Raw genomic sequence first — 26,303 nt, forward strand, 5'->3', positions numbered from 1 at the left:
ATGCCCCGGATACTCGGGATCGACCCCGGCTCGACGATCACCGGCTTCGCCGTTATCGAATCCGGGGCCCAGCCTCACGCCATCGTCATCGACTGCATTCGTCTGCCGCGCACCGATTTCCCGAGCCGCCTGGGCCTCATCTTCGAGGGCTTGCGCGAGGTGATCGAACGATACCAGCCCGACGAAATGGCCATCGAAGACGTGTTCGTCTCGCGCAATGCGGCAAGCGCACTCAAGCTCGGCCAGGCGCGCGGGGCGGCCATCTGTGCCGGGGCGGCGCGCGGGCTGCCGGTGTCCGAATACACGCCCACCCAGATCAAGCAGGCAATCGTCGGGCGTGGGCATGCCGACAAGACCCAGATTCAGCACATGGTGAAAGTACTGCTTGGCGTGAAGGACGCGCTCCAGGCCGATGCCGCCGACGCGGCGGGCGTGGCGATCTGTCATATCCACCACGCGCGCACGGCTTCGCGTATGCGGGTTGCCGCGAATACCACGGGGCGTCGGGCATGATCGGCCAGCTGCGCGGTCGGATCATCGAGAAACAGCCGCCCCGGCTGGTCATCGATGTCGGGGGCGTCGGCTATGAAGTCGAGGCGCCGCTGTCCACGTTTTTCACGCTCGGACAGAACGCGGGGGCCGGCAACGGCGAGGTGACCTTGCTTACGCAGATGGTCGTACGTGAAGACGCCATGCTGCTCTACGGGTTTGCCACGAACGACGAGCGCAGCCTTTTCCGCGAACTGATCAAGGTGTCGGGCGTCGGCGCGAAACTGGCGCTTACCGTGCTCTCGGGCATGAGCGTGGCCGATTTCGTCGCCACTATCGAAGCCGACGACGCCGCCCGTCTGACGGGGCTGCCCGGCGTGGGCAAGAAAACGGCGGCCCGCCTGCTGGTCGAGATGCGCGACAAGCTCTCCGGCAGCGCGATCGCGCCGGCGTTGGCGCCCGCGGCGCCGGGTGGCGACGGCGCGAGCGGCGCTGGCGACGCCAAGGCGGTCGCGCGCCAGGCGCTCATGTCGCTGGGCTACAAGCCGGCCGAGTCGGAACGTTTGCTGGGCGGTATCGAGGCCGAGGGCATGGATAGCGAAACGCTGATCCGCGAAGCGCTGCGCCGGGCGGTACGTTGACCATGGAAGAGCCGGAACGTCTCATCGGCGCAACCGAGCAGGGCGACGACAGCCGCATCGATCGGGCACTGCGCCCGCGCGGCCTGGCTGAATACATTGGCCAGGCCAGCGTTCGCGAGCAGATGGAGATCTTCGTGAGCGCCGCGCGTGCACGCGGCGAGGCGCTCGACCATGTGCTGATCTTCGGCCCGCCGGGGCTGGGCAAGACCACACTGGCCCACGTGATCGCGAACGAAATGCAGGTCGGGTTTCGCCAGACCTCGGGTCCGGTACTCGAGCGCCCGGGCGATCTGGCCGCGCTCCTCACCAATCTCGAACCCAACGATGTCTTGTTCATCGACGAGATCCATCGCCTGTCGCCCGTTGTCGAGGAAGTGCTCTACCCGGCGCTCGAGGATTATCAGATCGATATTGTCATCGGCGAGGGGCCGGCGGCGCGTTCGATCAAGCTCGACCTGCCGCCGTTCACCCTGGTTGGCGCCACGACGCGTGCCGGCGCGCTGACGTCGCCACTACGCGATCGCTTCGGGATCGCGCAGCGGCTCGAATTCTATTCCCACGCGGACCTCGCCCGTATCGTCGAGCGCTCCGCCCAGATTCTCGGCGTCGAGATGGCGGATGCCGGCGCCGGCGAGATCGCCCGTCGCGCGCGCGGCACGCCGCGAGTCGCGAATCGGCTGCTTCGCCGTGTACGCGACTACGCGGAAGTGCGTGCGGATGGTCGCGTCAGCGAAGCGGTCGCGCAGCAGGCCATGGACATGCTCAAGGTCGACGACAACGGTTTCGACATCATGGACCGCAAGCTGCTGGGCGCGCTGGTGGAGAAGTTCGACGGCGGCCCGGTGGGCGTGGAGAGTCTCGCCGCCGCGATAGGTGAAGCGCGCGAAACGATCGAGGACGTGATCGAGCCGTACCTCATCCAGCAGGGGTTCATGATGCGCACGCCGCGCGGGCGGCTGGCCACGCATGCCACCTATCGACATTTCGGCCTGCCGCAACCCGCCCGACGCGAGGTGCCGGGCGCGGACCTGTTCGAGGATGGCGACGATGGCGTCTGAACGCGCGCACATCGAACCCGCATTCGAGACGCGCATCCGTGTCTTCTACGAAGACACGGACGCCAGCGGCGTGGTCTATCACGCCAATTATCTCAAGTATCTCGAGCGGGCCCGGACACTCTGGCTGGAGGCGCACGGCCATAGCCATCGTGTACTAGCCGACGACCATGGCGTGGCCTTCACGCTTGCCGATGTCGCCATGCAGTTCAAGGCGCCGGCCCGTCTGGACGACACGCTCGACGTGCGCACGCGCGTTGCGGAACGACGGCGCGCACGCATTGTCTTCGAGCAGGAGATTCATTGTAAGAATCGGCTGCTCATTAAGGCACTATTCACGGTCGCCTGTGTCAGAATTCGCGACTTCCGGCCTTGCGCGCTGCCCGAATTTTCTCAGAAGGAGATGGAATGAACGTTGCGACCGACATGTCCCTGTGGGGACTGGTCATGCAGGCGAGCCTGCTGGTCAAGCTCGTCATGCTCTCGTTGCTGTTGGCGTCCGTCGCATCGTGGATCGTCATCTTCTCCAAGCGTCGGCTGCTCAAGCAGACGCAGAACGACATGGAGTGGTTCGAGGACCGCTTCTGGTCCGGCGGCAACCTCAAGGACATCTACGCCGAAACCCAGCAGCAGGCCGACACCAGCCGCGGCATGCCATCGATATTCCGCGGCGGCTACGAAGAACTCAAGCGCCAACGCAGCGGGGGGCACGCCACACCGCAGGAAACCGTACCGTCGGTCCAGCGCGCCATGCGCGTCGCGCTTTCGCGCGAGCTCGAGCGCCTGGAGCGCGGCCTGGCGATGCTTGCCACGATTGGCTCGATCAGCCCCTATGTCGGCCTGTTCGGTACCGTCTGGGGCATCATGAGTGCATTTATCGCCCTCGGTAACGTCAAGCAGGCGAGCCTGTCGATGGTGGCGCCGGGTATCGCCGAAGCCCTCATCGCGACGGCCATGGGCCTGTTCGCCGCCATTCCGGCGGTCGTGGCCTATAACTTCTTCAGCAACAAGGTCGACTTCATCGAGAACCGCTTCCAGACATTCATGGAAGAGATGTCGGGCATCGTGGAGCGCGGCATGAACGCTGCCAGCCCGGCCACCCGCACGGCCAGCGAAAAACCGCGACCGGCCGCGAACCCGGAACCGGTTCGCACCCCGCCGGAACTCTAGGCTTTCCACGGGACAACTCAGATGGGTATTCGAGGAAAACGCCGGCTGGCGAGCGAGATCAACGTCGTACCGTATATCGACGTGATGCTCGTGCTGCTGATCATTTTCATGGTGACGGCGCCGCTGCTGACCACCGGTGTGGAGGTCGAGCTGCCGCAGGCGCCGGCCGAAACGATCGATTTCAGCCAGGAAAACGAGCCGATCGTGCTGTCGGTAACCAGCGACGGAGGCCTATACCTCAACGTGGGCGAAAGCCCGGATACGGCGCTGTCACCCGACGAAGTGACCGATATCGCCAGCCGCGTGATCCGCGCGCGTCCGGATGCCCCGGTGGCCGTTCGTGGCGATGGCGCGGGATCCTACGGCAATGTCGTGCGCGGCATGGTGATGCTGCAGCGCGCGGGTGCCGAGCAGGTCGGGTTGCTCACCGACGGTATTGACGACTCGGAGACCGAACGCTGAATGTTTCGAAAGCTCGCTGACAACTGGCGGTCGGTACTGCTCGCGGTCGGGCTGCACGTGCTCATCGCGGTCGTCCTCGTGGTGGGCGTGAACTTCGTGAGCGATTCGTCCTCGCGCGGCAATCACGGGCAGAAGATCGTCAAGGCGTCGGTTGTCAATCCGGATGCCGTGAATACGGACATGCCGGCGATGCCGGAGCCGGTATCGCCCGCGTCGGAGACGAAACCCGAGCCCGAGGAAGAACCCGAGCCTGACAAGGCAGCGGAAAAGGCCGAGCAGAAACAGGCGCAGGAGCAGGCAGCCCGGGAAAAGGCGCAGGCGGAGAAGGCCGCGGCAGCGAAAGCCGAAGCCGCCCGCGAGAAGGCCGAAGCCGAGAAACAGGCGCAAGCTGAAGCGCAGCGCAAAGCCGAGGCCGAACGCAAGGCCGAGGCTGAACGTCAGGCGAAAGCCGAAGCGCAGCGCAAGGCCAAGGCGGAAGCCGAGCGCAAGGCAAAAGAACAGGCAGCGCGGGAAAAAGCCCAGGCCGAAGCGAAACGCAAGGCCGAAGCCGAAGCGAAGGCTGAGGCCGCGCGCAAGAAAGCCGAGGCCGAGCGCAAAGCCAAGGCCGAGGCGGAACGCAAGGCGCGCGAAGAAGCGCAGCGCAAGGCCGAAGCCGAAAAACGTGCCCGCGAGGAAGCGGCCCGAAAAGCGCGCGAGGAAGCACAGCGCCGTGCCGCCGCGGAGCAGGCGGCCCGGGAATCGGCCATGCGCGAAGCCATGCAGCGCGAAGCGGCCGGACGCACGAACGCACGCAATTCCCAGGCCTTGGGCGCATACGTGCAGGCGATCAAGGACCGCGTCGAGTCGAACTGGCTGCGCCCGCCGGGTGCACGCAATATTTCCTGTAAAGTACGGGTAAACCAGCTGCCGGGCGGCCAGATTACCGGATTTCGCCTGTTGGGCTCCTGCGGCAACGCAGCGGTCGATCGGTCCGTGGAGCAGGCGATTCGCAAGTCGGACCCGTTGCCACGTGCGCCGTCGGACAGCGTGTTTTCACCTGAAATCGAGTTCAATTTCGAGCCGGATCAATGAAGAAATCTCTAGCCAGAACTTATGTGGCCTTCACGGCCCTGGTCGGACTCGTGCTGACTGCAGCGGCACCGGCCCAGGCAGCATTGCAGGTCGATATCACCGACAGCTCCCAGAGCGCGATCCCGATCGCGATCGCGCCCTTTGGCAGCGATGGGGGGCAGCTGCCGGTCGACGTGGCACAGGTGGCCAGCGACGATCTTGAATCCACCGGCCTTTTCGATGTCTTCGAGCGCCGGAACATGGTCGCCAAGCCCACGCGCGCCGATCAGGTGAACTACGACAACTGGCGTACGTCCTCGGTCGACAACCTGGTCGTGGGTTCCGCGGCGCCGAATGGTCAGGGCGGCTATCGCATCACTTTCGACCTGCTCGACGTGTATCAGGGCCGTTCGATTGCGAGCTTCCAGATCAACGCCGGGCGTAACGAGCTGCGCGACGCGGCGCACACGGTCGCGAACCTAATCTACGAAAAATTCGTTGGCGAGAAGGGCTATTTTTTGTCGCGCATCGCCTACATCACGATGGCCAAGGAAAATGGCGGGCTGCGCTATCGGCTGATCGTGTCCGATTACGACGGCAACAACCCGGCGACGGTCTATTCCTCGCGCGACCCGATCATGTCGCCGTCCTGGTCGCCCGACGGCAGCAAGATCGCGTACGTGGCCTTCGATATCAATCGTGGCCGCAGCAGCCTTCGGGTACAGGATCTGGCCACCGGTAATATCCGCGAAATTTCCTCGCGTGAGGGCATCAACGGGGCGCCGTCGTGGTCGCCGGACGGCCGTCGTCTGGCGATGACGTTGTCGTACCGCGGCAATCCGGACATTTACAGCTACGACCTGGGTACCAACCAGCTCACGCAGCTCACCAACAACGGCGCCATCGATACGGAGGCCAACTGGTCGCCCGACGGCAATTACATTGCGTTCACCTCGGACCGTGGCGGCAAGCCGCAGGTCTATCGCATGCGCAGCAACGGCAGCCAGGTGGAACGGCTGACGTTCGAGGGCGAGAGCAACCAGCGCGCCAGTTATTCGCCCGATGGCGAGCAAATCACGATGGTCCAGAAAAGCGGCAACGGTTTCCGTATTGCCGTAATGGACACGCAGACCAATAATATCCGCATTGTCAGCGAGGGTCCGCTCGATGATGGTCCGGATTTCGCGCCCAACGGCCAGGCGATCATCTACGCCCGCCAGGGACGCAACAACGAACTGGCTACGGTCTCCACGGATGGTCAGACGCGCTCGCGTCTGTCGCAGAGTGGCGAAGTCCGCGAGCCGGCTTGGGGACCGCTGGGTTACTGAACACCGGTCGGGTTGTTCTTGAGATAAAAACGGCGAGACGCCGAACAGTCCATAGGAGTTTTCACAAGGATGAAAAACATGACGATTAACAAGGGCCAGCGTTTTTCGCTGGTGGCGTTGCTGATGGCCGCGGCAGTGGCGCTGGCGGCGTGCGGGGGCAACAAGAACCTGCGTGATGGCGAAGACATGCCGGCCGCTGGCATGGGTGAGCAGGGCGATCAGGGCATGGGCATGAATTCGGGTCGCGACATCGACGTGCGCGGCCTCGAAGGCATCGACCCGGCCGATCGCAGCATGTTCACCGACCCGAACAACCCGCTGTCCACGCGCATCATCTACTTCGATCTCGATCAGAGCGCGATTCCGTCGCGGTTCTCCCAGGCCATTCAGGCCCACGGTCGCTATCTGAGCGAGCACCCGAACGTGAAGCTGCGTCTGGAAGGTCACACCGACGAGCGCGGCACGCGTGAATACAACGTCGCCCTGGGCGAGCGTCGTGCCGAGTCGGTACAGCAGGCGCTCGTGCTCTCGGGTGCCAGTGCCAGCCAGCTTTCCACGCTTTCGTTCGGCGAAGAGCGTCCGGCCGAGCTCGGCTCGACCGAATCTGCGTATTCGCAGAACCGCCGCGTCGAGTTCATTTACACCAAGTAAGTACCCGTCATGCGTCACGCTCTACCTATCGCACTCGTGACGTTTGCCGTGGCCACGGCGGCCGGGACCCAGTCCCGGCCGGCGTCGGCCGCTCCGGCGAACGATCAGCCCGTCATGCTTGCGCAGAACAACAGCGGCGGGCCGAACCTGTTCTCGTTGTTCCAGGATATTCAGCGGCTCCAATCCGAGGTCCGGGATCTGCAGGGGCAGGTGGATACGCTGCAGTATCAGCTGCGCCAGAACGAGCAGGGTCAGCGTGACCTCTACGAGAATCTCGACAAGCGTCTGAACCAGCTGGAGAACGGCGGCGGCATGTCGTCGGGCCAGGGTGCCGGATCGGGATCCTACGACGGGGGCGATGCTTCGTCGGGCCAGCAAAGCAACGATTACAGCACCTCCCAGGATCCGGAAGTCGAGAAGCAGTATTCGGCGGCCTTCGATCAGCTGAAGAACGGCAATTACGACGCCGCCATCGGCGCGTTCAAGGGCTTTCTCCAGCAGAACCCGGAAAGCAGCTTCAGCGACAACGCCTGGTACTGGTTGGGCGAAGCCAACTACGTCAAGCGCAACTACGACGCATCGCTCGAAGCGTTCCAGACCGTGGTGAACCGTTTTCGCGCCAGCGACAAGGTGCCGGGATCGCTCTACAAGATCGGTGTGATCCAGGACGAGCGGGGTGAAGTGGACAACGCCTACGGCACCCTCAAGCGTGTGGTCGACCAGTACCCCGACAGCAACGTGGCCGAGATGGCGCGTAAGCGGCTGCAGGGCCTGGACGGCTAGGGTTGCCCAGCGTAATCGAGACTGCGCAACGGTCTCGCGCCGAAGGCGTCACACACAGCCGCTGGCCGGAGCGCGTCAACGCGCTGCGTCTGACCGAGATATTCTGTTCGTTGCAGGGCGAGGCGCGCGATGCGGGGGCGGTCTGTACGTTCATACGGCTGACCGGCTGTCCGTTGCGGTGCCATTACTGCGATACCGCTTATGCCTTCTCGGGCGGTGAATGGCAGGATATCGATTCGATCGTCGCGCAAGTCGACGCGCTTGGGGCGCATCACGTGTGTGTCACCGGCGGTGAGCCTCTGGCGCAGCCGAATGCCTCCGTGCTCGTGCGCCGGTTGTGCGATGCCGGCTATGCGGTCAGTGTCGAGACGGCAGGCGCGCTGGATATCAGCGATGTCGACACACGCGCATCGCGCGTGGTGGACATCAAGACGCCCGATTCCGGCGAGGCGGCACGCAATCTCTGGAAGAATATCGATCGGCTGACCGACCACGATCAGCTCAAGTTCGTGATCTGCTCGCGTGCGGATTATGAATGGTCCCGCGATCGCGTGGCTGAGCTGACGGTTCCCCAGGGCTGCACCATCTGGTTCTCGCCAGCCTTCGGCGCGGTGGATGCGCGTGCGCTGGGCGAGTGGATCATCGCGGATCGCCTGCCCGTGAGGCTTCAGCTGCAACTGCACAAACAGCTATGGGGCGACGAACCCGGACGCTAACCCAACCCGGGTGACCCCCATGACCGAACGCCACCGCGCGCCGCGTGCTGTCGTGCTTTTCTCCGGCGGCCTGGATTCAACCACGTGCCTGTCACAGGCGAGGGCGGACGGCTATGTCTGCCATGCGCTCAGTTTCGACTACGGTCAGCGCCATACCGCGGAGCTGAATGCGGCGATGGCCTACACCGCGGCGCGCGACTGGATCGTGGACCATAAATGCGTGCGTATCGATTTCGACGGCATGGGGGGGTCCGCGTTGACCGACGCCGAAATCGATGTGCCCGAGACGCCGAGCGAGGGTATTCCCGATACCTATGTGCCCGCCCGGAACACGTTGTTTCTGTCCGTAGCGCTGGGATGGGCCGAAGTACTGGCTGCCGACGCCATCTACATCGGCGTGAACGCGGTCGACTACTCCGGATACCCCGATTGCCGGCCCGAATTCATCGCGGCGTTCGAGCGGCTTGCGGGTGTGGCTACCAAGGCGGCCGTCCAGGACGGCGTGCGTATTCAAGTACGCACGCCGCTGATGCAGCTGAGCAAGGGCGAAATCATCCGCCTTGGCACGTCGCTCGGCGTCGACTATGCGGAAACGGTTTCCTGTTATCAGGCAGACACGGAAGGACGGGCTTGTGGCGTGTGCGATGCGTGTCGGCTCAGGCGGGCCGGCTTCGAAGAGGCTGGCGTTTCGGACCCGACACGATATCGCAACTAAAACATCATCTCGGCGCTGATTTTCGTGTAAGAATCGGGTATGATGCGCGCCGCAACAGCGGGGCCGTTAGCTCAGTCGGTAGAGCAGTTGACTTTTAATCAATTGGTCGCAGGTTCGAATCCTGCACGGCCCACCATTCTTCTTGTTTGCTGGCAACCGCGTCCGAATTGGACAGCGAACCAGCCCTGATCCGCCGCCGTGCGTTGTCCGCGCCTTCTTCCTGCGGGTACCGACGCGTAGCGGCCTCGTCCGCTGTTTTTAGCGCCGTGCAGAGCGCCATGCCGCATCGCAGACTTTCAAAAGCTCGCGCTATCGGGTCCAACCCGCAAATGGCGTGAACTACGGATAGCCTCACGCATCGCCGATCTCCAGAATTGCCGGCCAATCAAAGGGTGCCTTCTCGGGTGCCAAACGAATTCTGGAAGAAAAATGTATAGCGAACGTGTACTTACCGCCGACCTCGCGCCGCCGCTGGCGGGCGCGACGGTGGCGAACGGCGAGAACCAGGCGCCGTTCGTATTTGGCGACTATCGACCAAACAAGGTGACAGCCGTGGTGCTCCTTGCGCGCTTCATCCCGACACGAGTGCTCTGGATGCTCGCGATCGGGTATGGCCTCGTCTGGCTTACGGCATTCGTTGGCGGCGGCACGACGGCCGCTCATATCGAGAGTCTGTTGCCTGCAGCGCTGGCTGCAGGTGGTGCGTGCCTCGCGGCCACCCTCAAGCGCGCGATCCGCCGATACGACGCGTATCCGGTGTCGCTTCCCGATGTGCGGGCGCTTAGTGCGCGTGCGGCGCGGCATCGTGTACTCAACCCGATGTTCGATGCTCAAGGCAGAACCCATGATATATGGCGCGTAGGACATATCCGCGAAGCCCATGCTGTCATCGATCGAATGGCTGTGGTCGCTGCTCAATCGCGAACCGGGTGACTCACGCGCGAGCGCCTGGGCGGTATGGAATGCGATCGGCAGGAAAGCGAGTCACCGCGAAGCCACACCGCTGCAGTATCCGCAAAGAAACGGAGAGATTGGCGCATCGACGCTGATTATTCTGCGCGTCTTTGATCCTCGGAATGCGGGCAGATGCGGCCGATAGACGCCATTGTCGACTACCTGACGGAACACGAACTCAAGATCGCGACCGCGGAATGCGGGACGGGGGGGCTGATCGTGTCCGAGTTGTTGCGAGCCGATCGCGGCCATGCGGTGGTTGAGTATGGCGTCTTTGCGCAATCGCTCGAAGCGAAGGATCGGCTTATTGGTGTCGGCGATGATCTGCGCCGAGCGCATGGGGCAACAAGTGATGTGGTTGTCGTCGCGATGGTTCAGCAGATCCTCAAGTCCAGCGCTGCCCACCTCGTCATCGTGAACACCAACATCGAAACCCACGCTGCCGATGGCGCCTCGCCATGCGGCCGCGCGGTCCTGGGCTGGGGGCTTCGGAACGGCGGACGCTCGTATATCCATGTCAAGGCTTGTGTTTTCGAGGGTGATCGATTCGATCAGCGCCTCGAAATGGCCTACTGCGGGCTACGCGAGGCGATTCGCCTGCATGGTGGTTTCTGAGTGCGTCCGGATAAACGCAAGCAGACTGATCGGCACCGATACCGGTAGTTCAGCCTATATAACTTCGACATCTGCCGAGGGAATAGCCCAAGGCCGGGTAGGCAAAAACACGGAAATACCCGGCGCTACGGGGCAGGTTTGCGATAAACGCCCTAGAACGTCGTGAACCGTGCCCTCATACCAGACAGCAATGCTTCCGGCGTTCTGCATTACGAAACACGACTCTTGAAAACCGCGGAGCAGTCCGTAAATAAACTTCACTGCGGCGGCGCTGCTGTATGTCCGAACAACACATCAGCGCGGCATCGAATCTTTATCCGTTTCAATACAACTCGGGGCTAGGCCCCATGCAGAAAGAGGCACTTCTGCGTCACTGAAGAACTGGGTTCCCGTCAATACATGCTTGTCATGGATCAAGTAATCCCAGGAGATAACAGTGAGTGATTATATTTCGATCATCGACGACGACGACGCGGTACGCGAGTCCGTAAAAGGTCTGGTCGCGGGCGCCGGCTATCGGGCGCGGTGCTTCAGTAGCGCCGAGCGGTTTCTGGATCATTCCGAAGCCACTAGCGATCGTTGTGCGGTCATTGATATTCGCCTGCCCGGAATGGATGGCCTCGCGCTTCAACAAGCGATCAGCGGACGAGGTTTACGCGTTCGCACGCTGTTCATGACCGGCCATGCCTCGGTTCCACTGGCCGTGGAAGCGATGCGACTCGGTGCGGCCGGATTCCTGCGCAAGCCGGTTGCGCCCGAGTGCCTTCTGGCCGAGATCGCGCACTGCGTGAAAAGCGGCGCCCATACGCATGCACAGCGTGACGACACGCGCATGTATGTCCAGCAACTCAAGCGACTCACGCCCCGCGAGGCAGAGATCGCCAGCGGCATGGTGCAGGGGCTTTCCACGCGCCAGGTCGCGGCGGCACTGGGCATCAGCCGGCGCACCGCGGAGAGCCATCGCGCGAACATCATGGGCAAGCTGCATATCGGTTCGGTCGCGACACTCACCAAGATGGCGTGCCTCACCGAGCACTACGACAGTCTGCCGCCGTTCGACGATATCGCCGGCCATGTCGATGCGGCGACAGGGCCCAGAAGCTGAACGGCTGACTGGCGTGAGCCTGACGGTGCTCCTGCGGCCCTTCGCGCGCAAGGGTGGTCTAGCAGACACGCCGCGCGCGACGCCACCCGTAAATTTTCCCAGCGAAAAACCCCCGATATCCCGCTATTCGGCATCGCTTTATATTTCGCGGCCAATCCAATGTAAGGAAACAGTGTCATGTGGCAATTCGTTATCGAGCATGCCGCGGCACTGACGGTCATCGTGACCGGGCTGACACTCATCGTTTGGACGGTGTATGGCCAGCTCATGTCGGCGAACCAGAAGCGCCAACAGAAACCACGGCTTTTCATCAAGCAGGGCGATGGCACGGGCCTGGACTCGATGTGCCTGTTCAGCAATATGGGGAAGGAATTCGTCTATCTGCGTGGCGTTTTCGTCAATCTTCACACGCAGGACGGCGATCAGTTCTGCGAACTGGTCGAAAAAGAATGGGACACCGATGGCGCCGGCTGTACCGCCGAAGAGATCGGCCAGGGGCCGGTCGAATCCAGCCAGCAGGTGGCGCTGGGCCCGTTTTACCGGCTTGTCCGTGAAGCGGCTCGCAAGGCGGGGTTTGATGCGTCCGCGGAGTCGGAGCGCGACGACGCGTTATGGCGGCAAATTCGCGCGTTCGAGGTGACCGCGATTGTCACGGTCGGGCCCTATGAGCAAACAATCGGTGCCGAGCGCTCCTTTTCTGTCGACCACGCGAACGCACGGCTGGTGCCGGATAGCGCCGGAACCACTCTGCGGTGCTCCCGGCGCGATGCGCGCACGCTGCGGCGCTATTTGATAAGCACGACGGAAGCGACAGCCTGATACGAGCCAGGCTTGTGGAGTGCGCATGACCGAACCGGCTGTTCGGTCGGCACGTGGGGCAATGCGTATTCGCGTCGCAATGACTAGCGCAAAAGGCTGGGCCGACAAGGCGCCGGGTCCGTATCGGCCAACCCGGCGCCCGTTATCTCGCACAGGCATTACCCAAGTCGAATGCCGGTAATGCTCGGATTAGCAGTCGCTATTTGCGAGCGACCAGTTCGATCCAATAACGGTCCGGGTCGAGCACGAAGGCGATGTGACTCATGCGCCCGTCCTCGGGCCGCTTCTTGAACGCGACATCGTTCTTGTCCATCCACTCGCATGCCGCTTGCAGGTCCGGCACCGTGAAGCAGATGTGGCCATAGCCCTGCGGCTCCTCGTTGCCGTTGTGATAACGGGCGTTCGGGTCTTTTTCCGTACCCCAGTTGTGGGTCAGTTCGAGCACGCCTTCACGCCCATTGACGTACTTGGCGCGCGCGTCCTTATCGTCGGGTACGTCGTCGTCGCCCACGCAGGCCAGAAAATAGAGCGTGAACTCGCCTTCCGGCATATCGACCTTGCGCAGCAGGCGCATGCCGAAAACCTTGGTGTAGAACGCCAGCGACGCTTCTGGGTCGACGATGCGCACCATCGTGTGGTTGAAGATGAAGCCGTTCGTCTCGGCCGGCACATCGGCGTGTACGCCCGGCGCGTCCTCGGTGTTGAAAGCCATATCGGGTTCTTTCGAGAGCGATGAATGAGTGCGTTGTACTATGCCTGAGCCATACACATGCGTGAACAGGACTGCCCATGTCGAGCTACTGGTTTGAACCCGTCGATCTGGAACGACTCAATACGTTGAACGCCCGCGACATGATCTCGCGTCTGGGCCTTGTCTATACCGACATCGGCGACGGCACGCTGGAGGCCGAGTTTGAGATTGACGAGCGCACCCGTCAGCCCTTCGGTCTTCTGCATGGCGGTGTGTCCTGCGCCGTGTCGGAGTCCATGGGCAGCATCGCCGCGAATCTGTGCGTGGACCGCAAGCGCTTCGCCTGTGTCGGGATCGACATCAACGCGAGCCATCTGCGCGGCGCATCGGCGGGCCGGGTGACCGCACGCTGTACGCCGATACGCGTCGGCCGAAGCACCCATGTCTGGCAGACGGATCTCTACGACGACCAGCAGCGCCATCTGTGCGTGTCGCGGCTGACGGTGGCGGTGGTCCCGGCGCCCGAGGGTTAGCAGCGCGCGGCCTGTCGGCCAGCGATACGCTATATTCGAACGGCAAAGATCACACAAGGATTCAGATTGAAAGCATCCGACCTGTTTGTTCGATGCCTGGAGGAAGAGGGCGTCGAGTATGTGTTTGGCGTGCCGGGCGAGGAAAACCTCGACCTGCTGGAGTCGCTGCGCGAGAGCCGTGTCCAGCTTGTTGTCACCCGACACGAACAGCACGCTGCATTCATGGCCGCGACCTACGGGCGTCTGACAGGGCGCGCGGGCGTGTGTCTGTCCACGCTCGGACCCGGCGCCACGAATCTCCTGACGGGCGTTGCCTATGCGCAACTCGGTGGTATGCCACTGCTGGCAATCACCGGCCAGAAGGCGATTCGCGACAATCGCCAGGGCAAGTTCCAGTTGATCGACGTGGTCGACACTTTCCAGCCGGTCACGAAGTGGGCCTACTCGATCACCGACAGCGGCGTCATTCCGCGCTGTGTGCGTCATGCGTTCAAGCTGGCCGAGAGCGAGCGTCCGGGTGCGGTCCATTTGGAACTGCCCGAAGATATTGCCGGCGAGGACATCGCGCCGAGCGTGCCGCAACGACGCATCACGCTGCGCCGGCCCAATGCGGACGATCAGGCGACCCAGCAGGCCGCCGACATGATCCGCGCGGCACGCCAGCCGATCATCATCTATTCGGCCGGGGCCAACCGCAAGCGCATCACCGAACAGCTCGAAGCGTTTGTCGAGGCCACCGGCCTGTTTGCGATCGGCACGCAGATGGGCAAGGGCGTACTGGCGGACGACCATCCGCAGAGCCTGTTCTGCATGGGCATTCACAAGCACGACTACGTGCATTCGGCGATCGACGAAGCCGATCTCGTCATCACGCTGGGTTACGATGTTGTCGAGTACCCACCTGCGGTATGGAATGTCGACAAGGACAAGCGGATCGTCCACATCGATTTCGTCACCGCGGATCCGGACGAGTACTACAGCCCGGCACACGAGGTGATCGGCGACATATCCAACACGCTGGAAAATCTGCGCGCCCGGCTTCAGGGCACGACGTTCGACCGTACGCGTCTGGCCCGGCTGCGCGACTACGTCAACGACACGCTTCATCTGAGCGAACCGGCGTACAGCTATCCACTTACGCCCCAGCGCATCGTCCAGCAGGTTCGCACGGTCATGGACCGTACGGACGTCATCAGCCTGGACAACGGCATCTACAAGATCTGGTTCGCGCGCATGTATCCCGCCTACGGCCACAACACCGTATTGCTCGACAACGCCCTGGCCAGCATGGGCGCGGGCCTGGCGGCCGCCATGGCGGCCAAGATCGTGCACGCAAACCGGCGCGTGCTCGCGGTCTGCGGGGACGGCGGGTTCATGATGAACAGCCAGGATCTCGAGACTGCCGTACGGCTGGGGCTGGACCTGGTGATTCTGCTCGTGCGTGACGACGGCTACGGCTTCATTCGCTGGAAGCAGTCTGGGGAAGGGTTCCAGGATTTCGGCATGTCCTTCGGCAACCCCGATTTCGTGGCCTATGCGCAGGCCTACGGCGCAACCGGCCTGCGTGTCGAGGAGGGCGACCGGCTCGGCGAGGTACTCGAGCGCGCGTATGCGCAGGGCGGTGTGGTACTGGTCGATTGTCCGATCGACTACCGGGCCAACCAGGACCTGGACAATGCCCATCACGTCCCGAAATCGATCCTTGATGGCAGCGGTTGAGATCCGGCAGTAAGCGACGGAGACCACCCCATGAATGCGCCCAACGCGGACGAGCCAGCCCAGATCCGGGCGCTGTTCGCTCGCCGGTTCGAACACCTCGACACGGCGCTGGGCGACATCGTCGAGACGGCGGCCGCGGTGCTCGATGTCAGCCGGGTGTCGGTCTGGCTGTTTTCGCGGGACCGGCGGCGCATCAATCGCGTGTGCTGCTGGCCCGCCGTGCCGGATGATGAAGCCGGCCTCACGCTCGACATCTCGCTGCGGCCCGAGTACCTGCAGGCACTCGACAGCGACGCGGTCTTTCGCTTGAGCGATGCCGCGGAAATGTCGCCGCGCTCCGGGGATGCGTTTTCCGCCTATCTGTCGTCGTTCGGCATTGTGTCCCTGCTCGACGCGGCGGTTTATGTCGACGGCGTGCTCACCGGGGTGCTCTGTCACGAGGACAGCCGGCCCCGGCAGTGGTCGACCACAGAGCGCGACCGCGCCATTCGCCTAGGCGCGGTCGTCGGGCGCGCGATCGTGCAGACGCGTGCGCATCAGTCGGTATCGTACGGTGAGCGATTTCGCCGCATCGTCGAAGCGAGCGTGGATGCCATCGGCATGGCCCGGCCGGATGGCGGCCTGGAATATCTCAACCCGTCGGCGCGGGAAATACTGGGCCTGGCACCCGACGAGCCCATCGCCGAATTCCGGCTGATGGACTTCATCCAGCCGGACAGCCGTGAACACGTCAGGGCAACGATATTCCCGACCGCGCGGCGCAACGGGCACTGGACGGGCCCGCTGCGTATGCGCACGCGACAACGCGAGCGCTTCGACGCCACGATCACCATCGATGTGCACCGGGATAGCGCGGGTGCGGTCGAATACATAAGCTGCACGATCGGGGATCTCGCACGCAATCTCGAGCTCGAACGCCGCGTCAACGAGGTCCGCAGTCGTTACGAGAGCGCCTTCGCCCAAACCGGCGACAGCGTATTTCTCATCGATCCGGTATCCGCGCGCATTCTCGACTCGGACGCGTCGTTTCGCGAACTGCTTGGCTACAGCGCAAGCCAACAAGCACTCGTGACGCTGCACGAAATCAGCGAGGAGGCGGTCAGCGAAGTCGAGGCCCGCATCGCCCGGGCGCTGCGCGATGGCCATGTGCTCTGCGGCGAACGACGCCTGCTGCATGCACGCGGCGGCTGGATGGATGTCGAGATGTCGATGCTGCGTACCGAGTGGCAGGAAACCACCGCGATTTCCGTTCGGTTGCGGGACATCGCCGAACTGGTGCAGCGTCGCCGCGACATCGAACAGCTGGCGTATTTCGATCCGCTCACCGGCCTCGCCAACAGCAACCTGCTGCGCGAGCGGGCCGACGGCATGCTGGAGCAGAGTCTTGCCGGCGAGCGCACGGTGCACTTTATGCTGCTCCAGATCGTGCGCTGGGAGCGGGTCTTCGATATCCAGGGCTACCGTATCGCCGAATCGCTGATACAGCAGATCGGTACGCGGCTACAGGACGCGTTCAATGGCCATGACGCCACGCTCGCGCGCGTGCTGGGTGGCGGAGAACTCGGCCTGTTGTTCGACGAACGCGAAGATCCCGAGCGGATGGTGGAAATCGCACGCGAGGCGTTCGAACCGCCGTTCATGGCCGACGCGGAGCCGATTCATCTGCGCGTCCGAACCGGCATGGCGCAGGCGCCCCGCGATGCGGTCAATTTCAAGGATCTGACCAAGCGTGCCGGGCTGGCCTTGCGCCATGCCCATCTGCACAGCATGGCGCATTGTCGCTACGACCCGACCCATTCCAGCCGCATCCAGGATGAGCGGTTGCTGGAAGAGGACCTGCGCGAGGCTCTTCAGAGCGACCAGCTGAGTCTGCGTTACCAGCCGGTGCGGTCGATCGCGCGGCAGGGCGCCTGGAGCGCCGTCGAGGTGTTGCTACGCTGGCACCATCCGCAGCTGGGCGAAGTGGCGCCGACCGATTTCGTGCCGCTCGCCGAAGACAGCGAACTCATACTCGATCTCGATCGCCGCACGCTCAACGAGGCCTGTACGGCTGCCGCAGGCTGGCAGAAGCGGCTGCGCGGTTTGCGCGTATCGGTGAACATATCGGCGGTCACGCTCATGCATCCGCAGATGCTCGATCTCGTGGAAGAGGCGATCCGCACGACGCATATCGAGGCATCGCAGCTGTGTCTGGAGGTCACCGAAACCGCCGTAATGCGCGATCGCAGCCTCGCCGCATCGGTACTCCGTCGCCTGCATGACCTGGGTGTCTATATCGCGCTCGACGATTTCGGTACCGGGTTCTCCTCGCTGGCTTATCTAAAGGATCTGCCGGTCGACGTGCTCAAGATCGATCGTGATTTCGTGCGTGGTATCGGCACCGACACGCGGGACGAGCGCACGATTCTCGCGATTATCCAGCTCGGCCACGATCTGGGGCTGAAAGTCGTGGCAGAGGGTGTGGAAACCCGCAGCCAGTACGCCTGGCTGGCGCGCCGGGATGTCGATTTCGTGCAGGGTTTTCACGTCGGCGCACCGATGCGCGCCGAACAGCTCGCACGCGCTCGGGGCGTGCGCTCGCGTCAGCCGTAGAAAGTGCTGCGTGGCGTCGTCTCTTCGGTTACGATAGCGGCCGCTGCCGTCGTGGTGGAATTGGTAGACACGCTAGGTTTAGGTCCTAGTAGCCGAGAGGCTGTGGGGGTTCAAGTCCCTCCGACGGCACCATCCATCCCTTCTGTCATCGTGGCTGCGCCCACCGACACGATGCGCCGTGAAACTCCGTTTTAAACGCTTCAAAAGCGGCATTTCGGATGCGGCAACGGTAAAGAAAATTGTTCTGTTGCGGATACAGCAGGCGAGCGGGGTATTTATTTCCACGAACCGCTCCGTTTGCGAAGTGGTGTTATTTTCAACTCCGTCAGCTACAGGGCCTAGCAATGGCATCCCGGCGTCGATATCTCGAAATTCTCCAGGCTTTGAGTACGGTGGGTAGCCGTCGCAAGACCCGGCAGGTATTGCTCGAAGCGTTCATGGAGACCGACGACGAGGTGCTTGCCGAGCAGCTCGAGAGCGTGCTCGACGACATGCTTCGTTCGCGTACCAACCTGCGTCGCACACCGATCCGCGATGCGCCGGATATCGACAGCGCAGCGCTGAGTCACCATTGCAGTCGTCGCATCTTCGGGGACATCGGCCTGACGTCGCTCGCCATGCCACGAACCGGAACGTTCTGGTTATAGATGATGCGCTAGAGCGCCTCAGGTGCATCGCAGGCACCGGGTGTCGTCTGTTCTGCTACATTCGAGCGATGGGGTATTCGAACCGGTTCCGTGTTCTGGTTGTCCTGCTCTGCGCTCTGATCGGCACGGGCGCGGCGGCTGCCGAGCGCGCGCGCTACGATCAGGTTGCGCCGGCGGACAAGGCGTTCGTCGATGTCGTGCTGGACCTCGAGCAGGCCATCGGCCAGCACAATTTTGCCCTGGTAGGCCGTCACGAGATCGGCCAGGCCGTGCGCGATCGTGGCCACCCGGCGTTTGGCGACGCCGCCATCCTGCATTTCTGCAATCTCGAGTACGCCCGGCGCGCAATCGAGATCGACCCGTCGCTGATCCTCTACATGCCGTGTCGTATCGCTGTGTTCGAAGAGGGCGATGGTGTTCACGTCGCCAGCCTCCTGTTGCCGACTCATACGGCTCACGACGCGTTCAACACGATGGCTGTCGAGGTTAACGCCCAGATTCGGGAAATCATCGATTACGCGATCACACCGGTCGTGCCGCCGGCGGCCGAGAAGCGCTAAGACTGTAAAGCTGCTGCGGCGAACGCCGGTACTTAGCGCGCGCTGCCAGTGCCGGTATCTATTGCGGCCCGTGCCCGGACTTCTTGCGGCGCGCGTGATAATTGTCGAGCAGGCTGTGTTGCACGAGGTAGAGGGCCGCGTCGCGCCATGCCGTGTCCGTGTTGCCGCGCATGTCTACCGAGGCGCCGCCTACCGTCTCGCCGGTTTCGACATCGTAGAGCGCAGCGTTGATGTTGATGATGAGATTGCTGACTTTCTGTACCCAGCCCGTCATCACGAGATCGGCGTCGGCTGCCTTGCCGAGGTCCGTCTCGCAGCCGTTGCAGGCATAGAGGTAGCGATACGTGCGCTGCGCATCGTGAATCCGGTCTGCGACCGGCGCGTCACGAATCACGTTGAAATCGGGCTGATCATCCAGCGCGCGGTGGACCACGGCCTCGGTTCGCTGTAGCCGGGCGACATCCGCCTCGAGCGGGCCGTGGTTCATATCACCCTGCAGGCTGCTGTCGACCATATCGAAAGGCAGGATCAGAAGACGTTTCGCATGCTGTGCGGACACAGCCGTGGCGTGACTGCCGATCAGCAGGGCCAGAGCGAGCGCGACGTAGCGCAATCGGCTGTCGCGAGGCCGCTCAACTGCCGGTGGACGGGTCATGCGTGGCGCGTTTTACGGATTCCAGCGCGAGGCGTTCCACGGTCGCTTCATGCGTTTCGTCCTGGGCCGGGGTTTCGCTACGCATCTCGAGCACGCCGCCGGGTACTTCATTGGACAGCGTGAAGACATAGCGCTTTTCGGTTGCCTTGCCGAGCGCGTTGCGATGCGCCTTTTCCGCGATGAAAGGCTGCATCGATACGCGCTGCACCTTGATTTCGTGGCCGTCGTAGCGGGCCTTGTCCTCGTCGACCGTGGCATCGTCCTCGAGCGCAAACTTCATGCGCCGCTGGAAATAGCGCCAACTGCCACCGGTGCGCTCGGCGAGCGTCGACACCTCGTTCTGAAGAAACATCATGATGACGGGGTTGCCATGCGCATTGCCGACGTCGGGAACATAGCGATGCCGATCGCCGGTGAGGAAGTCGACCTTCACGCGCTTGCCGTCGCGCTCGCCCTCGGCCACATCGAGATCGACGTGATCCTGGTAGCTGTCGTTCGCGTCGCCGGATCGCGTGAAGCTGTAGCTCAGCTTCGCCGGCACGTCGACGTTGCGCATGTGATCGGTCATGAACAGCAGACGATTGGCCTGCGAGAACTCGTCCGAACGCGCCGCCTGGTCCTCGGCCGCATGGCTCGACGAGACGACGGCGCACGCCGCCACGAGCGCGACCAATAGTCCGGTCGTCTGGCGGCGCATTGCAGTGCGGGTATCAATCATCGTCGTCCTCCTGTACCTGGCGATCCTCTTCACGCAGGGGCACGATCGGTACCCCGTAATCCTCGAGAATGGCGAGAATCTCGTCGCGGTTGTCGTCGATCAATCCCTGAACGGTGTGCAGCCAGGCGTCGTTGCCGTAACGCACGCCCATCGAGACGGGGAAATCGAACATCGGGCCGTCCTCGCGCGAGAAGGGAACGACCTTGATGTTTTCATTGTCCACCTGCCGGGAGTAATAACCCGCGATCGGCCCCCAGACCACGGCCACGTCGATATCGCCGTCGGCGAGGTCCTTGGTGACCATGTCGGCGGGGTCAACGTCGTAGCCGCCCGACTGGGCCCGATAACTCACGATCTGGCCGATGAATCCATTCTGGATCACCCAGTCGCCCGCCGGCGAGCCGGTAAACACACCAATACGCAGGTCACGTTTGGTGTCGTCGGGCAGGGTGGTGAGGTCTTCGGGTCGCTCGACCGCGTCGAGGTCGTGACCCTTGATATAAGCCAGCGCGTAGGTCGAGCGGTAGTAGGGCAACGTGCTCTTGCCGACTTCGAACCCGCTGCCGACGCTGATGATCAAATCGCAGGCATAGCGGTTTTCTTCCGGCAACCACCGCTTGAGGGTATTGCGCCCGAACCCCATCTGCTCGGGCATCCAGGTGTATTCCACCGGCACGCCGAGCTTTTCCCCGAACAGCGCGGCGATCTTGTTTTCGAAGCCTTCACGCTTGTCGTTCGAAAACGGCATGTTGCTCGGGTCTGCGCATACGCGTAGCGCTTCGCTCGCGGGATTTTCGACGCGGCGGTCGGCGCCTGCCGCCGGACCGGCGGCTGCGAACCAGAGCGCCGTGGCGCCGGCCATCAGGGCCAGCGCCGGTCGTGCGCGACGAATCGGATGCATGTTGAAGATCATGACGAGGTTCCGTTGGATTGAGACAGCCCGGCCTGTTTGTCCGGCCAGGTCTGTTTGAACTGTTGGTCCTTGTTGTCGTGAACGTGCACCGAAAGCGCGCCGCGCGCGTCGTCTCGCACGTTGAATTGCAGGCTCGGGTTGGCGCTCAGCGAAAATGTCATCTGTGAATCCAGCACCAGGGCGTCGCCCTTGCGTACGTTGATCGCATCGACGAAATGGGCGGGTTCGACAAGCCGCGTGAGCTGGTCCATCTGCAGGCCGGTGATGTTCGGGTGGCGGATCAACAGCTGCGTGCGCCGGTCGTCGCCTTCGCCCACGCGTATCTGGCGCAGGCGCATCTGCCCCATGTTCTCGCGCGCGGCATCGAGGTCGCGCCCGATCGGCGCCGAACAGCCGCCGCTGGCCTTGACGTATTTCTTGACCATATACAGCTTCTGATCGGCGGTTTCCGCGATCACGCGCATATAGGTATAGGAATTGACCCGCACCCGGGTCGCGAGCGTCGCGGATTCGGCCGCCGGGCCGAAATCGAAACGGGCCGACATCGGCACGGGATTGTTGTCGATGACCAGCCACAGGCGGCGTATGGGCGGCGCGTCTGTGCCGGCGCGTTCGTCGGTGATGGTGATCGGCACGACGGATGGATCCTCGGCGCGGTAGGGCGCATCGAGCGTGATCACATCCTCGCCGTCAGCAATCGACCGGTCGGGGAAGTGTTCGGCGCGCAGGCTCTTCCAGGCCGCTTCGTCCTGATCCCGTCGCTGCACATCGGCTTCGGCGGGCAGCGTGAATACGGCTGCGAGCACGACCATAAAGCCCATGGCGAGCTGGCGTTGCCAGCGGGCGCAAGCGGCGCTGCGGGCTGTCATTCCCATTCCAGTTCGGTGTAGGCCGCGGTGATGTTGCGCGGATGGTAATCGTCGAAGAGAAGCCATCGATCACGCTCCGTCTGTGTCGCGTGGGTTGCGGTGTGCTGCAGGCTGTAACCCTCGGCAATGGCTTCGCGCACGTCGTCCCGTACCGTTTCGAGATACCGTTGCTGCGGCGCCATCGCTGCCGCCAGATCGTTGCTGACCGGGCCGTGGCCGGGAATGACGGTTGCCACTATGCGGTTTGCCGCGAAGTCGTCCATCGTCTCGAGCCAGCCGGTGATGCTGCCGTCGATCGACGGTATGCGATCGACGAACAGCAGATCGCCGGTCCAGAGTGTTCGGGTCCTGCGATCGAACACGGTGAGGTCGTTGTCGGTATGGGCGGTCGGCCCGTGTTCGAGCACGATCTCGCGCTCACCGAGATCGAGCGTCGTCTTCTGGTCCACCTGTTGGTCCGGCATTACGAGCCACGAATTGTCTGCGTCCATTCCGATGGTGTCCGGCAGGCGATCGAGATAGCTCGCGCCGCGGGCAGCCAACGCCTGATCGAACCCGGCTGCCGCCACAAAACGTGTTCCCTCGTTCACAAAGGCGCGGTTGCCCAGAACGTGGTCGGGGTGCATGTGGGTATTGATCACGTAACACACCGGCGTAGCGGTGCGCGCTGCGATGGCCCTGCGCAACGCCGCGCCGATGCGTGGCGAGCCGCCCGTATCGACGACTGTGACGCAGTCGGTACCGACAATGAAACCGATATTGGCGATGTCGCCCTTGTTGTCACGATTGGCCTCGGCTTGCGCTCCGGTGTGAACGAACACACCGTCGGCCACTTGCGTGACCGGCAGCGGTGCGGGCGCGTCGCCGGCGAACGCCGACGACAATCCGTGCAACATGACTAGACAAACAAGCCATTGCGTGCGACGCATGGCGCGCTCATGTCCTAGCCGTTGTTATCCATGCGCTGCGGCCGGCCCGCGGGCAGGGCACCATCCGAGCGGGCCTTCAGAAAAGCCCAAAGCTGCTGCATGTGGCTCATGACGTCTTCGTTCTCGGACCAGGCGGGCATCACGCTGTACTGGCCGGTCGTGGAATCAAGGCGTGTCACACCGCCGGCCACAGCTGCCGTGAAGCGACCCTGGCCCATGCCCTTGAGACGCTGCACCAGACTGGGCGCAAACGTGCTGCCTTCCGCATTCTGGGCGTGGCACTGCGCACAATGGTTGCCGAACTTCTCGTAGCCGATCATCACGGCTTCACTGACCTTGCAGCTACCCTCGCCATCGCAATCGACCTTGTAGGGGTTGCCCTCGTCATCGCCTTCGACGGCAGCCGAGGTACTGCTCGAAGCCGAGCTGTCGTTGCTCACGGACGCTTTGCTTTCGTCTGCCTTGTCGCTATCGCTGCTGCCGTATTCGGCACCCATGCTGCTGTAATCGTTGACGATCGGTTCGTCGCCATCGGCGGCGAACGCAGCGCCGGCGAGCGACGCGGTTGCCACGGCGAACAGCACGGCGGTGATCGTCTGACGGGTTCTTGTCATTTTCATCTCCTCGGTTGCACGGTGACCGCCGGATGACGGCCATGAAAAAGCCCGTATCCGCCGAACCTGTGGCGCAACGGATACGGGCTTCGTACGACTATTGAGTCATACTATCGGTGCGTTACTTCGACGCGACCTTGCTGCTGGCGTCCGCCTTCTGGGCGACGGAGTCGGGCAGGGTGAAGACCGTCAGAACGCCACCCAGCTGGGTGTAGTTCTTGAGGTCCTTGTAGCCGCCCACGGCGCCGAGGCCGGCGTTCGGGTCGGTCAGGCCGGCGGCCATGCCGATACCGGCCCAGCCACCGATACCCGAGAGCACGCCGACATACTGCTTGCCGTTGTACTTCCAGGTGTTGACGTTGCCGATGATGCCGGACGGCGTCTTGAAGCTGTACAGCTCCTCGCCCGTCTTGGAGTCGACCGCCTTGAGGTAGCCTTCGAGCGTGCCGTAGAACACGACGTCGCCCGCGGTGGCCAGGGCGCCACTCCATACCGAGAAGCGCTCCGGAATCGACCACTTGATCTCGCCGGTGGTCGCGTCATAGGCGATGAACGTGCCCATGCGCTTGCCTTCGAACTTCTTGACCGGGTTGGTGATCTCGTCCGGGCCGGGGTACATCGCAAGCGTGGCGCCCACATAGGGCTGGCCGGCGGTGTAATCGACCTTGGTCGGCTCGTAGTCCATGCAGACGTGGTTGGTAGGGACGTAGAACAGACCGGTCTTCGGCGAGTAGGACGCCGGCTGCTGGTCCTTGGAGCCGAGTGCGGCCGGGCAGATGTCGGTGACGTTCTGGTCGACCTTGCCCTCGGTGGAGTACTCCGAAACCATCTGCGGACGGCCGGTCTTCATGTCGATCTTGGTCGCCCAGTTGACGGACGGATCGTACTTCTCGGCCACGAGCAGTTCGCCATTGGTGCGATCCTGCGTGTAGGCAAAGCCGTTACGGTCGAAATGCACGACCAGCTTGCGCTCCTTGCCGTCGATTTCCTGGTCGACCAGGATCTTCTCGTTGACGCCGTCGTAATCCCATTCGTCATGGGGCGTCATCTGATAGAGCCACTTGGCCTCACCGGTGTCCGGGTTACGGGCGAAGATGGTCATCGAGTACTTGTTGTCGCCCGGGCGCTGGGTCGGGTTCCAGGTGCCCGGGTTACCCGTGCCGTAGTACAGCAGATCGAGTTCTGGATCGTAGGTGAACCAGCCCCAGGTCGTGCCGCCACCGATCTTCCACTGGTCGCCTTCCCAGCTCTTGAGACTGCTGTCCTTGCCGACCGGCTTCTGGGTCACGGCGTCGATGGTCTTTTCGGGATCGATCAGCATCGTATCGTCGGGGCCGGTGCTGTAGGCGCGCCAAGCCATCTTGCCGTCGTCGATGTTGTACGCGGTGAGGTAGCCGCGGACGCCGAACTCGCCACCGGAAATGCCGGTGATGACCTTGTCCTTGATGACCAGCGGCGCGTTGGTCGCCGTCTGTCCCTTGCTCGGGTCACCGTTCACGGACTTCCAGGCCACCTTGCCGGTTTTCTGGTCGAGGGCGACGAGGGTGGTGTCGGCCTGCTGCAGGAAGATTTTGCCGTCGCCGTAGGCCAGGCCGCGGTTGACCGTGTCACAGCACATGACCGGAATGACCTGCGGGTTCTGCGTCGGCTCGTACTTCCACTTGATGGCGTGGGATTCGAGATCGATCGCAAAAACCTTGTTCGGGAACGGCGTGGAGATGTACATGGTGTCGCCCAGTACGAGCGGACCACCTTCATGGCCACGCAGTACGCCGGTGGAGAACGTCCATGCCGGTGAAAGCTGGCCTGCGTTTTCGGTATTGATCTGGTCGAGTTCGCTGTAGCGCTGGCCGTTGTACTGGCCACCCCACATGATCCAGTTGCCCGGATCCTTCTGCATCTCGACCAGGTCAGAGCTCTTGGCGCTGCTGTCCTGGGCGAGAACGATACCGGAAGCCATCAGCGTGGATACGGCAACCGCTGCCGTAGCCAGGCGGAGTGCCCCCTTGGCTTGTATAGATTTCACGACGTTTCTCCTCCGTCTCGTGTTTATTTGGCCTTGGCCATTTTTCTTGTTCACGCATGGCCGCAACCGTGCTCGGGCTTGGCGAACCTGCGTCCGGTCAACCCCTCACCGTTTCGATAGCACGCGTTCGTACTACCGTCAATTGGATTACGGCTTGCTTCGACGCGCGGATGCCGAGTTTGCGGCAACGAATCAAAGTGTGCAGAACCATGCGCACCACAGCGAAGGCGCCAAGACAAGCAACCATGCGTTTTCATTGTTCTTTACGTGTCGCGCTTGGGGCC

The 26,303-nt window shown here is 62.9% G+C and carries 29 protein-coding genes and 2 tRNA genes; 23 read left to right on the forward strand and 8 right to left on the reverse strand.

Annotated elements, in window-relative coordinates; all coding sequences use genetic code 11:
• From ruvC to J7355_RS03310, 17 genes are all read left to right on the forward strand, one after another.
• A complete protein-coding gene (gene ruvC / locus J7355_RS03230) occupies nt 1-513 on the forward strand; it encodes a crossover junction endodeoxyribonuclease RuvC (RefSeq protein ID WP_209059895.1) in 513 nt (170 codons plus the stop codon).
• Nucleotides 510-1,130, forward strand: coding sequence for a Holliday junction branch migration protein RuvA (ruvA, locus tag J7355_RS03235; protein WP_209059897.1), 621 nt, complete (start codon nt 510-512; stop codon nt 1,128-1,130). The genes ruvC and ruvA overlap by 4 nt, the downstream gene beginning before the upstream one ends.
• 2 nt (nt 1,131-1,132) lie before the next feature.
• On the forward strand, nt 1,133-2,188 hold the full coding sequence (gene ruvB / locus J7355_RS03240) for a Holliday junction branch migration DNA helicase RuvB (RefSeq protein ID WP_209059899.1): 1,056 nt from the start codon (nt 1,133-1,135) through the stop codon (nt 2,186-2,188).
• Nucleotides 2,178-2,597, forward strand: coding sequence for a tol-pal system-associated acyl-CoA thioesterase (gene ybgC, locus J7355_RS03245; RefSeq protein ID WP_209059902.1), 420 nt, complete (start codon nt 2,178-2,180; stop codon nt 2,595-2,597). Before ruvB ends, ybgC begins: the two co-directional genes overlap by 11 nt.
• On the forward strand, nt 2,594-3,355 hold the full coding sequence (tolQ, locus tag J7355_RS03250) for a protein TolQ (RefSeq protein WP_247739733.1): 762 nt from the start codon (nt 2,594-2,596) through the stop codon (nt 3,353-3,355). The genes ybgC and tolQ overlap by 4 nt, the downstream gene beginning before the upstream one ends.
• 21 nt (nt 3,356-3,376) lie before the next feature.
• A complete protein-coding gene (gene tolR / locus J7355_RS03255) occupies nt 3,377-3,817 on the forward strand; it encodes a protein TolR (protein ID WP_209059904.1) in 441 nt (146 codons plus the stop codon).
• Nucleotides 3,818-4,888, forward strand: coding sequence for a cell envelope integrity protein TolA (gene tolA, locus J7355_RS03260; protein ID WP_209059905.1), 1,071 nt, complete (start codon nt 3,818-3,820; stop codon nt 4,886-4,888).
• Nucleotides 4,885-6,195 carry a Tol-Pal system beta propeller repeat protein TolB gene (gene tolB / locus J7355_RS03265; RefSeq protein ID WP_209059906.1) on the forward strand — a complete coding sequence of 437 codons (1,311 nt, stop codon included), beginning with the start codon at nt 4,885-4,887 and terminating at the stop codon, nt 6,193-6,195. Before tolA ends, tolB begins: the two co-directional genes overlap by 4 nt.
• 78 nt (nt 6,196-6,273) lie before the next feature.
• Nucleotides 6,274-6,846, forward strand: a complete 573-nt coding sequence (gene pal, locus J7355_RS03270; RefSeq protein WP_247739734.1) for a peptidoglycan-associated lipoprotein Pal — start codon at nt 6,274-6,276, stop codon at nt 6,844-6,846.
• Nucleotides 6,847-6,855: 9 nt separating this feature from the next.
• On the forward strand, nt 6,856-7,629 hold the full coding sequence (gene ybgF, locus J7355_RS03275; protein ID WP_209059907.1) for a tol-pal system protein YbgF: 774 nt from the start codon (nt 6,856-6,858) through the stop codon (nt 7,627-7,629).
• 83 nt (nt 7,630-7,712) lie between these two features.
• Nucleotides 7,713-8,345, forward strand: coding sequence for a 7-carboxy-7-deazaguanine synthase QueE (queE, locus tag J7355_RS03280; protein WP_348522994.1), 633 nt, complete (start codon nt 7,713-7,715; stop codon nt 8,343-8,345).
• A 19-nt stretch (nt 8,346-8,364) separates the two neighbouring features.
• On the forward strand, nt 8,365-9,060 hold the full coding sequence (queC, locus tag J7355_RS03285) for a 7-cyano-7-deazaguanine synthase QueC (protein ID WP_209059908.1): 696 nt from the start codon (nt 8,365-8,367) through the stop codon (nt 9,058-9,060).
• 60 nt (nt 9,061-9,120) lie between these two features.
• Nucleotides 9,121-9,196 (forward strand) — tRNA-Lys (locus tag J7355_RS03290).
• 293 nt (nt 9,197-9,489) lie between these two features.
• The gene (locus J7355_RS03295; protein WP_209059909.1) at nt 9,490-9,993 is read left to right on the forward strand and encodes a hypothetical protein; all 504 of its coding nucleotides are present in this window, start codon (nt 9,490-9,492) and stop codon (nt 9,991-9,993) included.
• A 153-nt stretch (nt 9,994-10,146) separates the two neighbouring features.
• On the forward strand, nt 10,147-10,629 hold the full coding sequence (locus tag J7355_RS03300) for a CinA family protein (protein WP_209059912.1): 483 nt from the start codon (nt 10,147-10,149) through the stop codon (nt 10,627-10,629).
• Nucleotides 10,630-11,065: 436 nt separating this feature from the next.
• Nucleotides 11,066-11,734 carry a response regulator gene (locus tag J7355_RS17985; protein ID WP_209059915.1) on the forward strand — a complete coding sequence of 223 codons (669 nt, stop codon included), beginning with the start codon at nt 11,066-11,068 and terminating at the stop codon, nt 11,732-11,734.
• A 177-nt stretch (nt 11,735-11,911) separates the two neighbouring features.
• Nucleotides 11,912-12,553: a hypothetical protein gene (locus J7355_RS03310; protein ID WP_209059917.1), complete on the forward strand. Its 642-nt coding sequence runs from the start codon at nt 11,912-11,914 to the stop codon at nt 12,551-12,553.
• Between the two features lie 199 nt (nt 12,554-12,752).
• On the opposite strand, the gene gloA is transcribed toward J7355_RS03310, so the two are convergent.
• Entirely contained in the window at nt 12,753-13,265 is a 513-nt protein-coding gene (gene gloA / locus J7355_RS03315) for a lactoylglutathione lyase (protein ID WP_209059919.1), read from the reverse strand.
• A 77-nt stretch (nt 13,266-13,342) separates the two neighbouring features.
• On the opposite strand from gloA, the gene J7355_RS03320 reads away from it, so the two are divergent.
• From J7355_RS03320 to J7355_RS03345, 6 genes are all read left to right on the forward strand, one after another.
• On the forward strand, nt 13,343-13,777 hold the full coding sequence (locus J7355_RS03320; RefSeq protein WP_209059922.1) for a hotdog fold thioesterase: 435 nt from the start codon (nt 13,343-13,345) through the stop codon (nt 13,775-13,777).
• Between the two features lie 66 nt (nt 13,778-13,843).
• Complete coding sequence (locus J7355_RS03325) at nt 13,844-15,496, forward strand: acetolactate synthase large subunit (RefSeq protein ID WP_209059925.1); 1,653 nt, start codon at nt 13,844-13,846, stop codon at nt 15,494-15,496.
• Between the two features lie 30 nt (nt 15,497-15,526).
• Entirely contained in the window at nt 15,527-18,088 is a 2,562-nt protein-coding gene (locus J7355_RS03330) for an EAL domain-containing protein (RefSeq protein ID WP_209059928.1), read from the forward strand.
• A 45-nt stretch (nt 18,089-18,133) separates the two neighbouring features.
• Nucleotides 18,134-18,220 (forward strand) — tRNA-Leu (locus J7355_RS03335).
• Between the two features lie 212 nt (nt 18,221-18,432).
• Complete coding sequence (locus J7355_RS03340; protein ID WP_209059931.1) at nt 18,433-18,735, forward strand: hypothetical protein; 303 nt, start codon at nt 18,433-18,435, stop codon at nt 18,733-18,735.
• 68 nt (nt 18,736-18,803) lie between these two features.
• Nucleotides 18,804-19,295, forward strand: a complete 492-nt coding sequence (locus J7355_RS03345; RefSeq protein WP_209059933.1) for a DUF302 domain-containing protein — start codon at nt 18,804-18,806, stop codon at nt 19,293-19,295.
• A 58-nt stretch (nt 19,296-19,353) separates the two neighbouring features.
• On the opposite strand, the gene J7355_RS03350 is transcribed toward J7355_RS03345, so the two are convergent.
• The 7 genes from J7355_RS03350 to J7355_RS03380 form a co-directional block, all read right to left on the reverse strand.
• A complete protein-coding gene (locus tag J7355_RS03350; protein WP_209059935.1) occupies nt 19,354-19,950 on the reverse strand; it encodes a DUF3280 domain-containing protein in 597 nt (198 codons plus the stop codon).
• The gene (locus tag J7355_RS03355) at nt 19,928-20,668 is read right to left on the reverse strand and encodes a hypothetical protein (protein WP_209059936.1); all 741 of its coding nucleotides are present in this window, start codon (nt 20,666-20,668) and stop codon (nt 19,928-19,930) included. The genes J7355_RS03350 and J7355_RS03355 overlap by 23 nt, the downstream gene beginning before the upstream one ends.
• Entirely contained in the window at nt 20,661-21,581 is a 921-nt protein-coding gene (locus J7355_RS03360; RefSeq protein WP_247739736.1) for a quinoprotein dehydrogenase-associated putative ABC transporter substrate-binding protein, read from the reverse strand. The genes J7355_RS03355 and J7355_RS03360 overlap by 8 nt, the downstream gene beginning before the upstream one ends.
• The gene (locus J7355_RS03365) at nt 21,578-22,450 is read right to left on the reverse strand and encodes a quinoprotein dehydrogenase-associated SoxYZ-like carrier (protein WP_209059937.1); all 873 of its coding nucleotides are present in this window, start codon (nt 22,448-22,450) and stop codon (nt 21,578-21,580) included. Before J7355_RS03365 ends, J7355_RS03360 begins: the two co-directional genes overlap by 4 nt.
• On the reverse strand, nt 22,447-23,379 hold the full coding sequence (locus J7355_RS03370) for a quinoprotein relay system zinc metallohydrolase 2 (RefSeq protein ID WP_209059938.1): 933 nt from the start codon (nt 23,377-23,379) through the stop codon (nt 22,447-22,449). Before J7355_RS03370 ends, J7355_RS03365 begins: the two co-directional genes overlap by 4 nt.
• Nucleotides 23,380-23,393: 14 nt before the next feature.
• Nucleotides 23,394-23,993, reverse strand: a complete 600-nt coding sequence (locus tag J7355_RS03375) for a cytochrome C (RefSeq protein ID WP_209059939.1) — start codon at nt 23,991-23,993, stop codon at nt 23,394-23,396.
• A gap of 121 nt (nt 23,994-24,114) precedes the next feature.
• Nucleotides 24,115-26,019 carry a methanol/ethanol family PQQ-dependent dehydrogenase gene (locus tag J7355_RS03380; protein ID WP_293620746.1) on the reverse strand — a complete coding sequence of 635 codons (1,905 nt, stop codon included), beginning with the start codon at nt 26,017-26,019 and terminating at the stop codon, nt 24,115-24,117.
• Between the last annotated feature and the right edge of the window lie 284 nt (nt 26,020-26,303).

The sequence above is a fragment of the Endozoicomonas sp. G2_2 genome (assembly GCF_017744135.1).
In the GTDB taxonomy this organism is placed as follows: domain Bacteria; phylum Pseudomonadota; class Gammaproteobacteria; order Nevskiales; family Salinisphaeraceae; genus Salinisphaera.

What these genes read in the sequence shown, in the direction of transcription:
- J7355_RS03330 (WP_209059928.1), top strand. Translation starts at nt 15,527, where the DNA reads ATGAATGCGCCCAACGCGGACGAGCCAGCCCAGATCCGGGCGCTGTTC.
- gloA (WP_209059919.1), bottom strand. Translation starts at nt 13,265, where the DNA reads ATGGCTTTCAACACCGAGGACGCGCCGGGCGTACACGCCGATGTGCCG.
- J7355_RS03295 (WP_209059909.1), top strand. Translation starts at nt 9,490, where the DNA reads ATGTATAGCGAACGTGTACTTACCGCCGACCTCGCGCCGCCGCTGGCG.
- ruvA (WP_209059897.1), top strand. Translation starts at nt 510, where the DNA reads ATGATCGGCCAGCTGCGCGGTCGGATCATCGAGAAACAGCCGCCCCGG.
- queC (WP_209059908.1), top strand. Translation starts at nt 8,365, where the DNA reads ATGACCGAACGCCACCGCGCGCCGCGTGCTGTCGTGCTTTTCTCCGGC.
- J7355_RS03340 (WP_209059931.1), top strand. Translation starts at nt 18,433, where the DNA reads ATGGCATCCCGGCGTCGATATCTCGAAATTCTCCAGGCTTTGAGTACG.
- J7355_RS03320 (WP_209059922.1), top strand. Translation starts at nt 13,343, where the DNA reads ATGTCGAGCTACTGGTTTGAACCCGTCGATCTGGAACGACTCAATACG.
- tolA (WP_209059905.1), top strand. Translation starts at nt 3,818, where the DNA reads ATGTTTCGAAAGCTCGCTGACAACTGGCGGTCGGTACTGCTCGCGGTC.
- tolB (WP_209059906.1), top strand. Translation starts at nt 4,885, where the DNA reads ATGAAGAAATCTCTAGCCAGAACTTATGTGGCCTTCACGGCCCTGGTC.
- tolR (WP_209059904.1), top strand. Translation starts at nt 3,377, where the DNA reads ATGGGTATTCGAGGAAAACGCCGGCTGGCGAGCGAGATCAACGTCGTA.
- ruvC (WP_209059895.1), top strand. Translation starts at nt 1, where the DNA reads ATGCCCCGGATACTCGGGATCGACCCCGGCTCGACGATCACCGGCTTC.
- ybgC (WP_209059902.1), top strand. Translation starts at nt 2,178, where the DNA reads ATGGCGTCTGAACGCGCGCACATCGAACCCGCATTCGAGACGCGCATC.
- pal (WP_247739734.1), top strand. Translation starts at nt 6,274, where the DNA reads ATGACGATTAACAAGGGCCAGCGTTTTTCGCTGGTGGCGTTGCTGATG.
- J7355_RS03350 (WP_209059935.1), bottom strand. Translation starts at nt 19,950, where the DNA reads ATGACCCGTCCACCGGCAGTTGAGCGGCCTCGCGACAGCCGATTGCGC.
- J7355_RS03300 (WP_209059912.1), top strand. Translation starts at nt 10,147, where the DNA reads ATGCGGCCGATAGACGCCATTGTCGACTACCTGACGGAACACGAACTC.
- J7355_RS03360 (WP_247739736.1), bottom strand. Translation starts at nt 21,581, where the DNA reads ATGATCTTCAACATGCATCCGATTCGTCGCGCACGACCGGCGCTGGCC.
- J7355_RS03310 (WP_209059917.1), top strand. Translation starts at nt 11,912, where the DNA reads ATGTGGCAATTCGTTATCGAGCATGCCGCGGCACTGACGGTCATCGTG.
- J7355_RS03355 (WP_209059936.1), bottom strand. Translation starts at nt 20,668, where the DNA reads ATGATTGATACCCGCACTGCAATGCGCCGCCAGACGACCGGACTATTG.
- J7355_RS03370 (WP_209059938.1), bottom strand. Translation starts at nt 23,379, where the DNA reads ATGCGTCGCACGCAATGGCTTGTTTGTCTAGTCATGTTGCACGGATTG.
- tolQ (WP_247739733.1), top strand. Translation starts at nt 2,594, where the DNA reads ATGAACGTTGCGACCGACATGTCCCTGTGGGGACTGGTCATGCAGGCG.
- J7355_RS03365 (WP_209059937.1), bottom strand. Translation starts at nt 22,450, where the DNA reads ATGACAGCCCGCAGCGCCGCTTGCGCCCGCTGGCAACGCCAGCTCGCC.
- ybgF (WP_209059907.1), top strand. Translation starts at nt 6,856, where the DNA reads ATGCGTCACGCTCTACCTATCGCACTCGTGACGTTTGCCGTGGCCACG.
- J7355_RS03345 (WP_209059933.1), top strand. Translation starts at nt 18,804, where the DNA reads ATGGGGTATTCGAACCGGTTCCGTGTTCTGGTTGTCCTGCTCTGCGCT.
- J7355_RS03375 (WP_209059939.1), bottom strand. Translation starts at nt 23,993, where the DNA reads ATGACAAGAACCCGTCAGACGATCACCGCCGTGCTGTTCGCCGTGGCA.
- ruvB (WP_209059899.1), top strand. Translation starts at nt 1,133, where the DNA reads ATGGAAGAGCCGGAACGTCTCATCGGCGCAACCGAGCAGGGCGACGAC.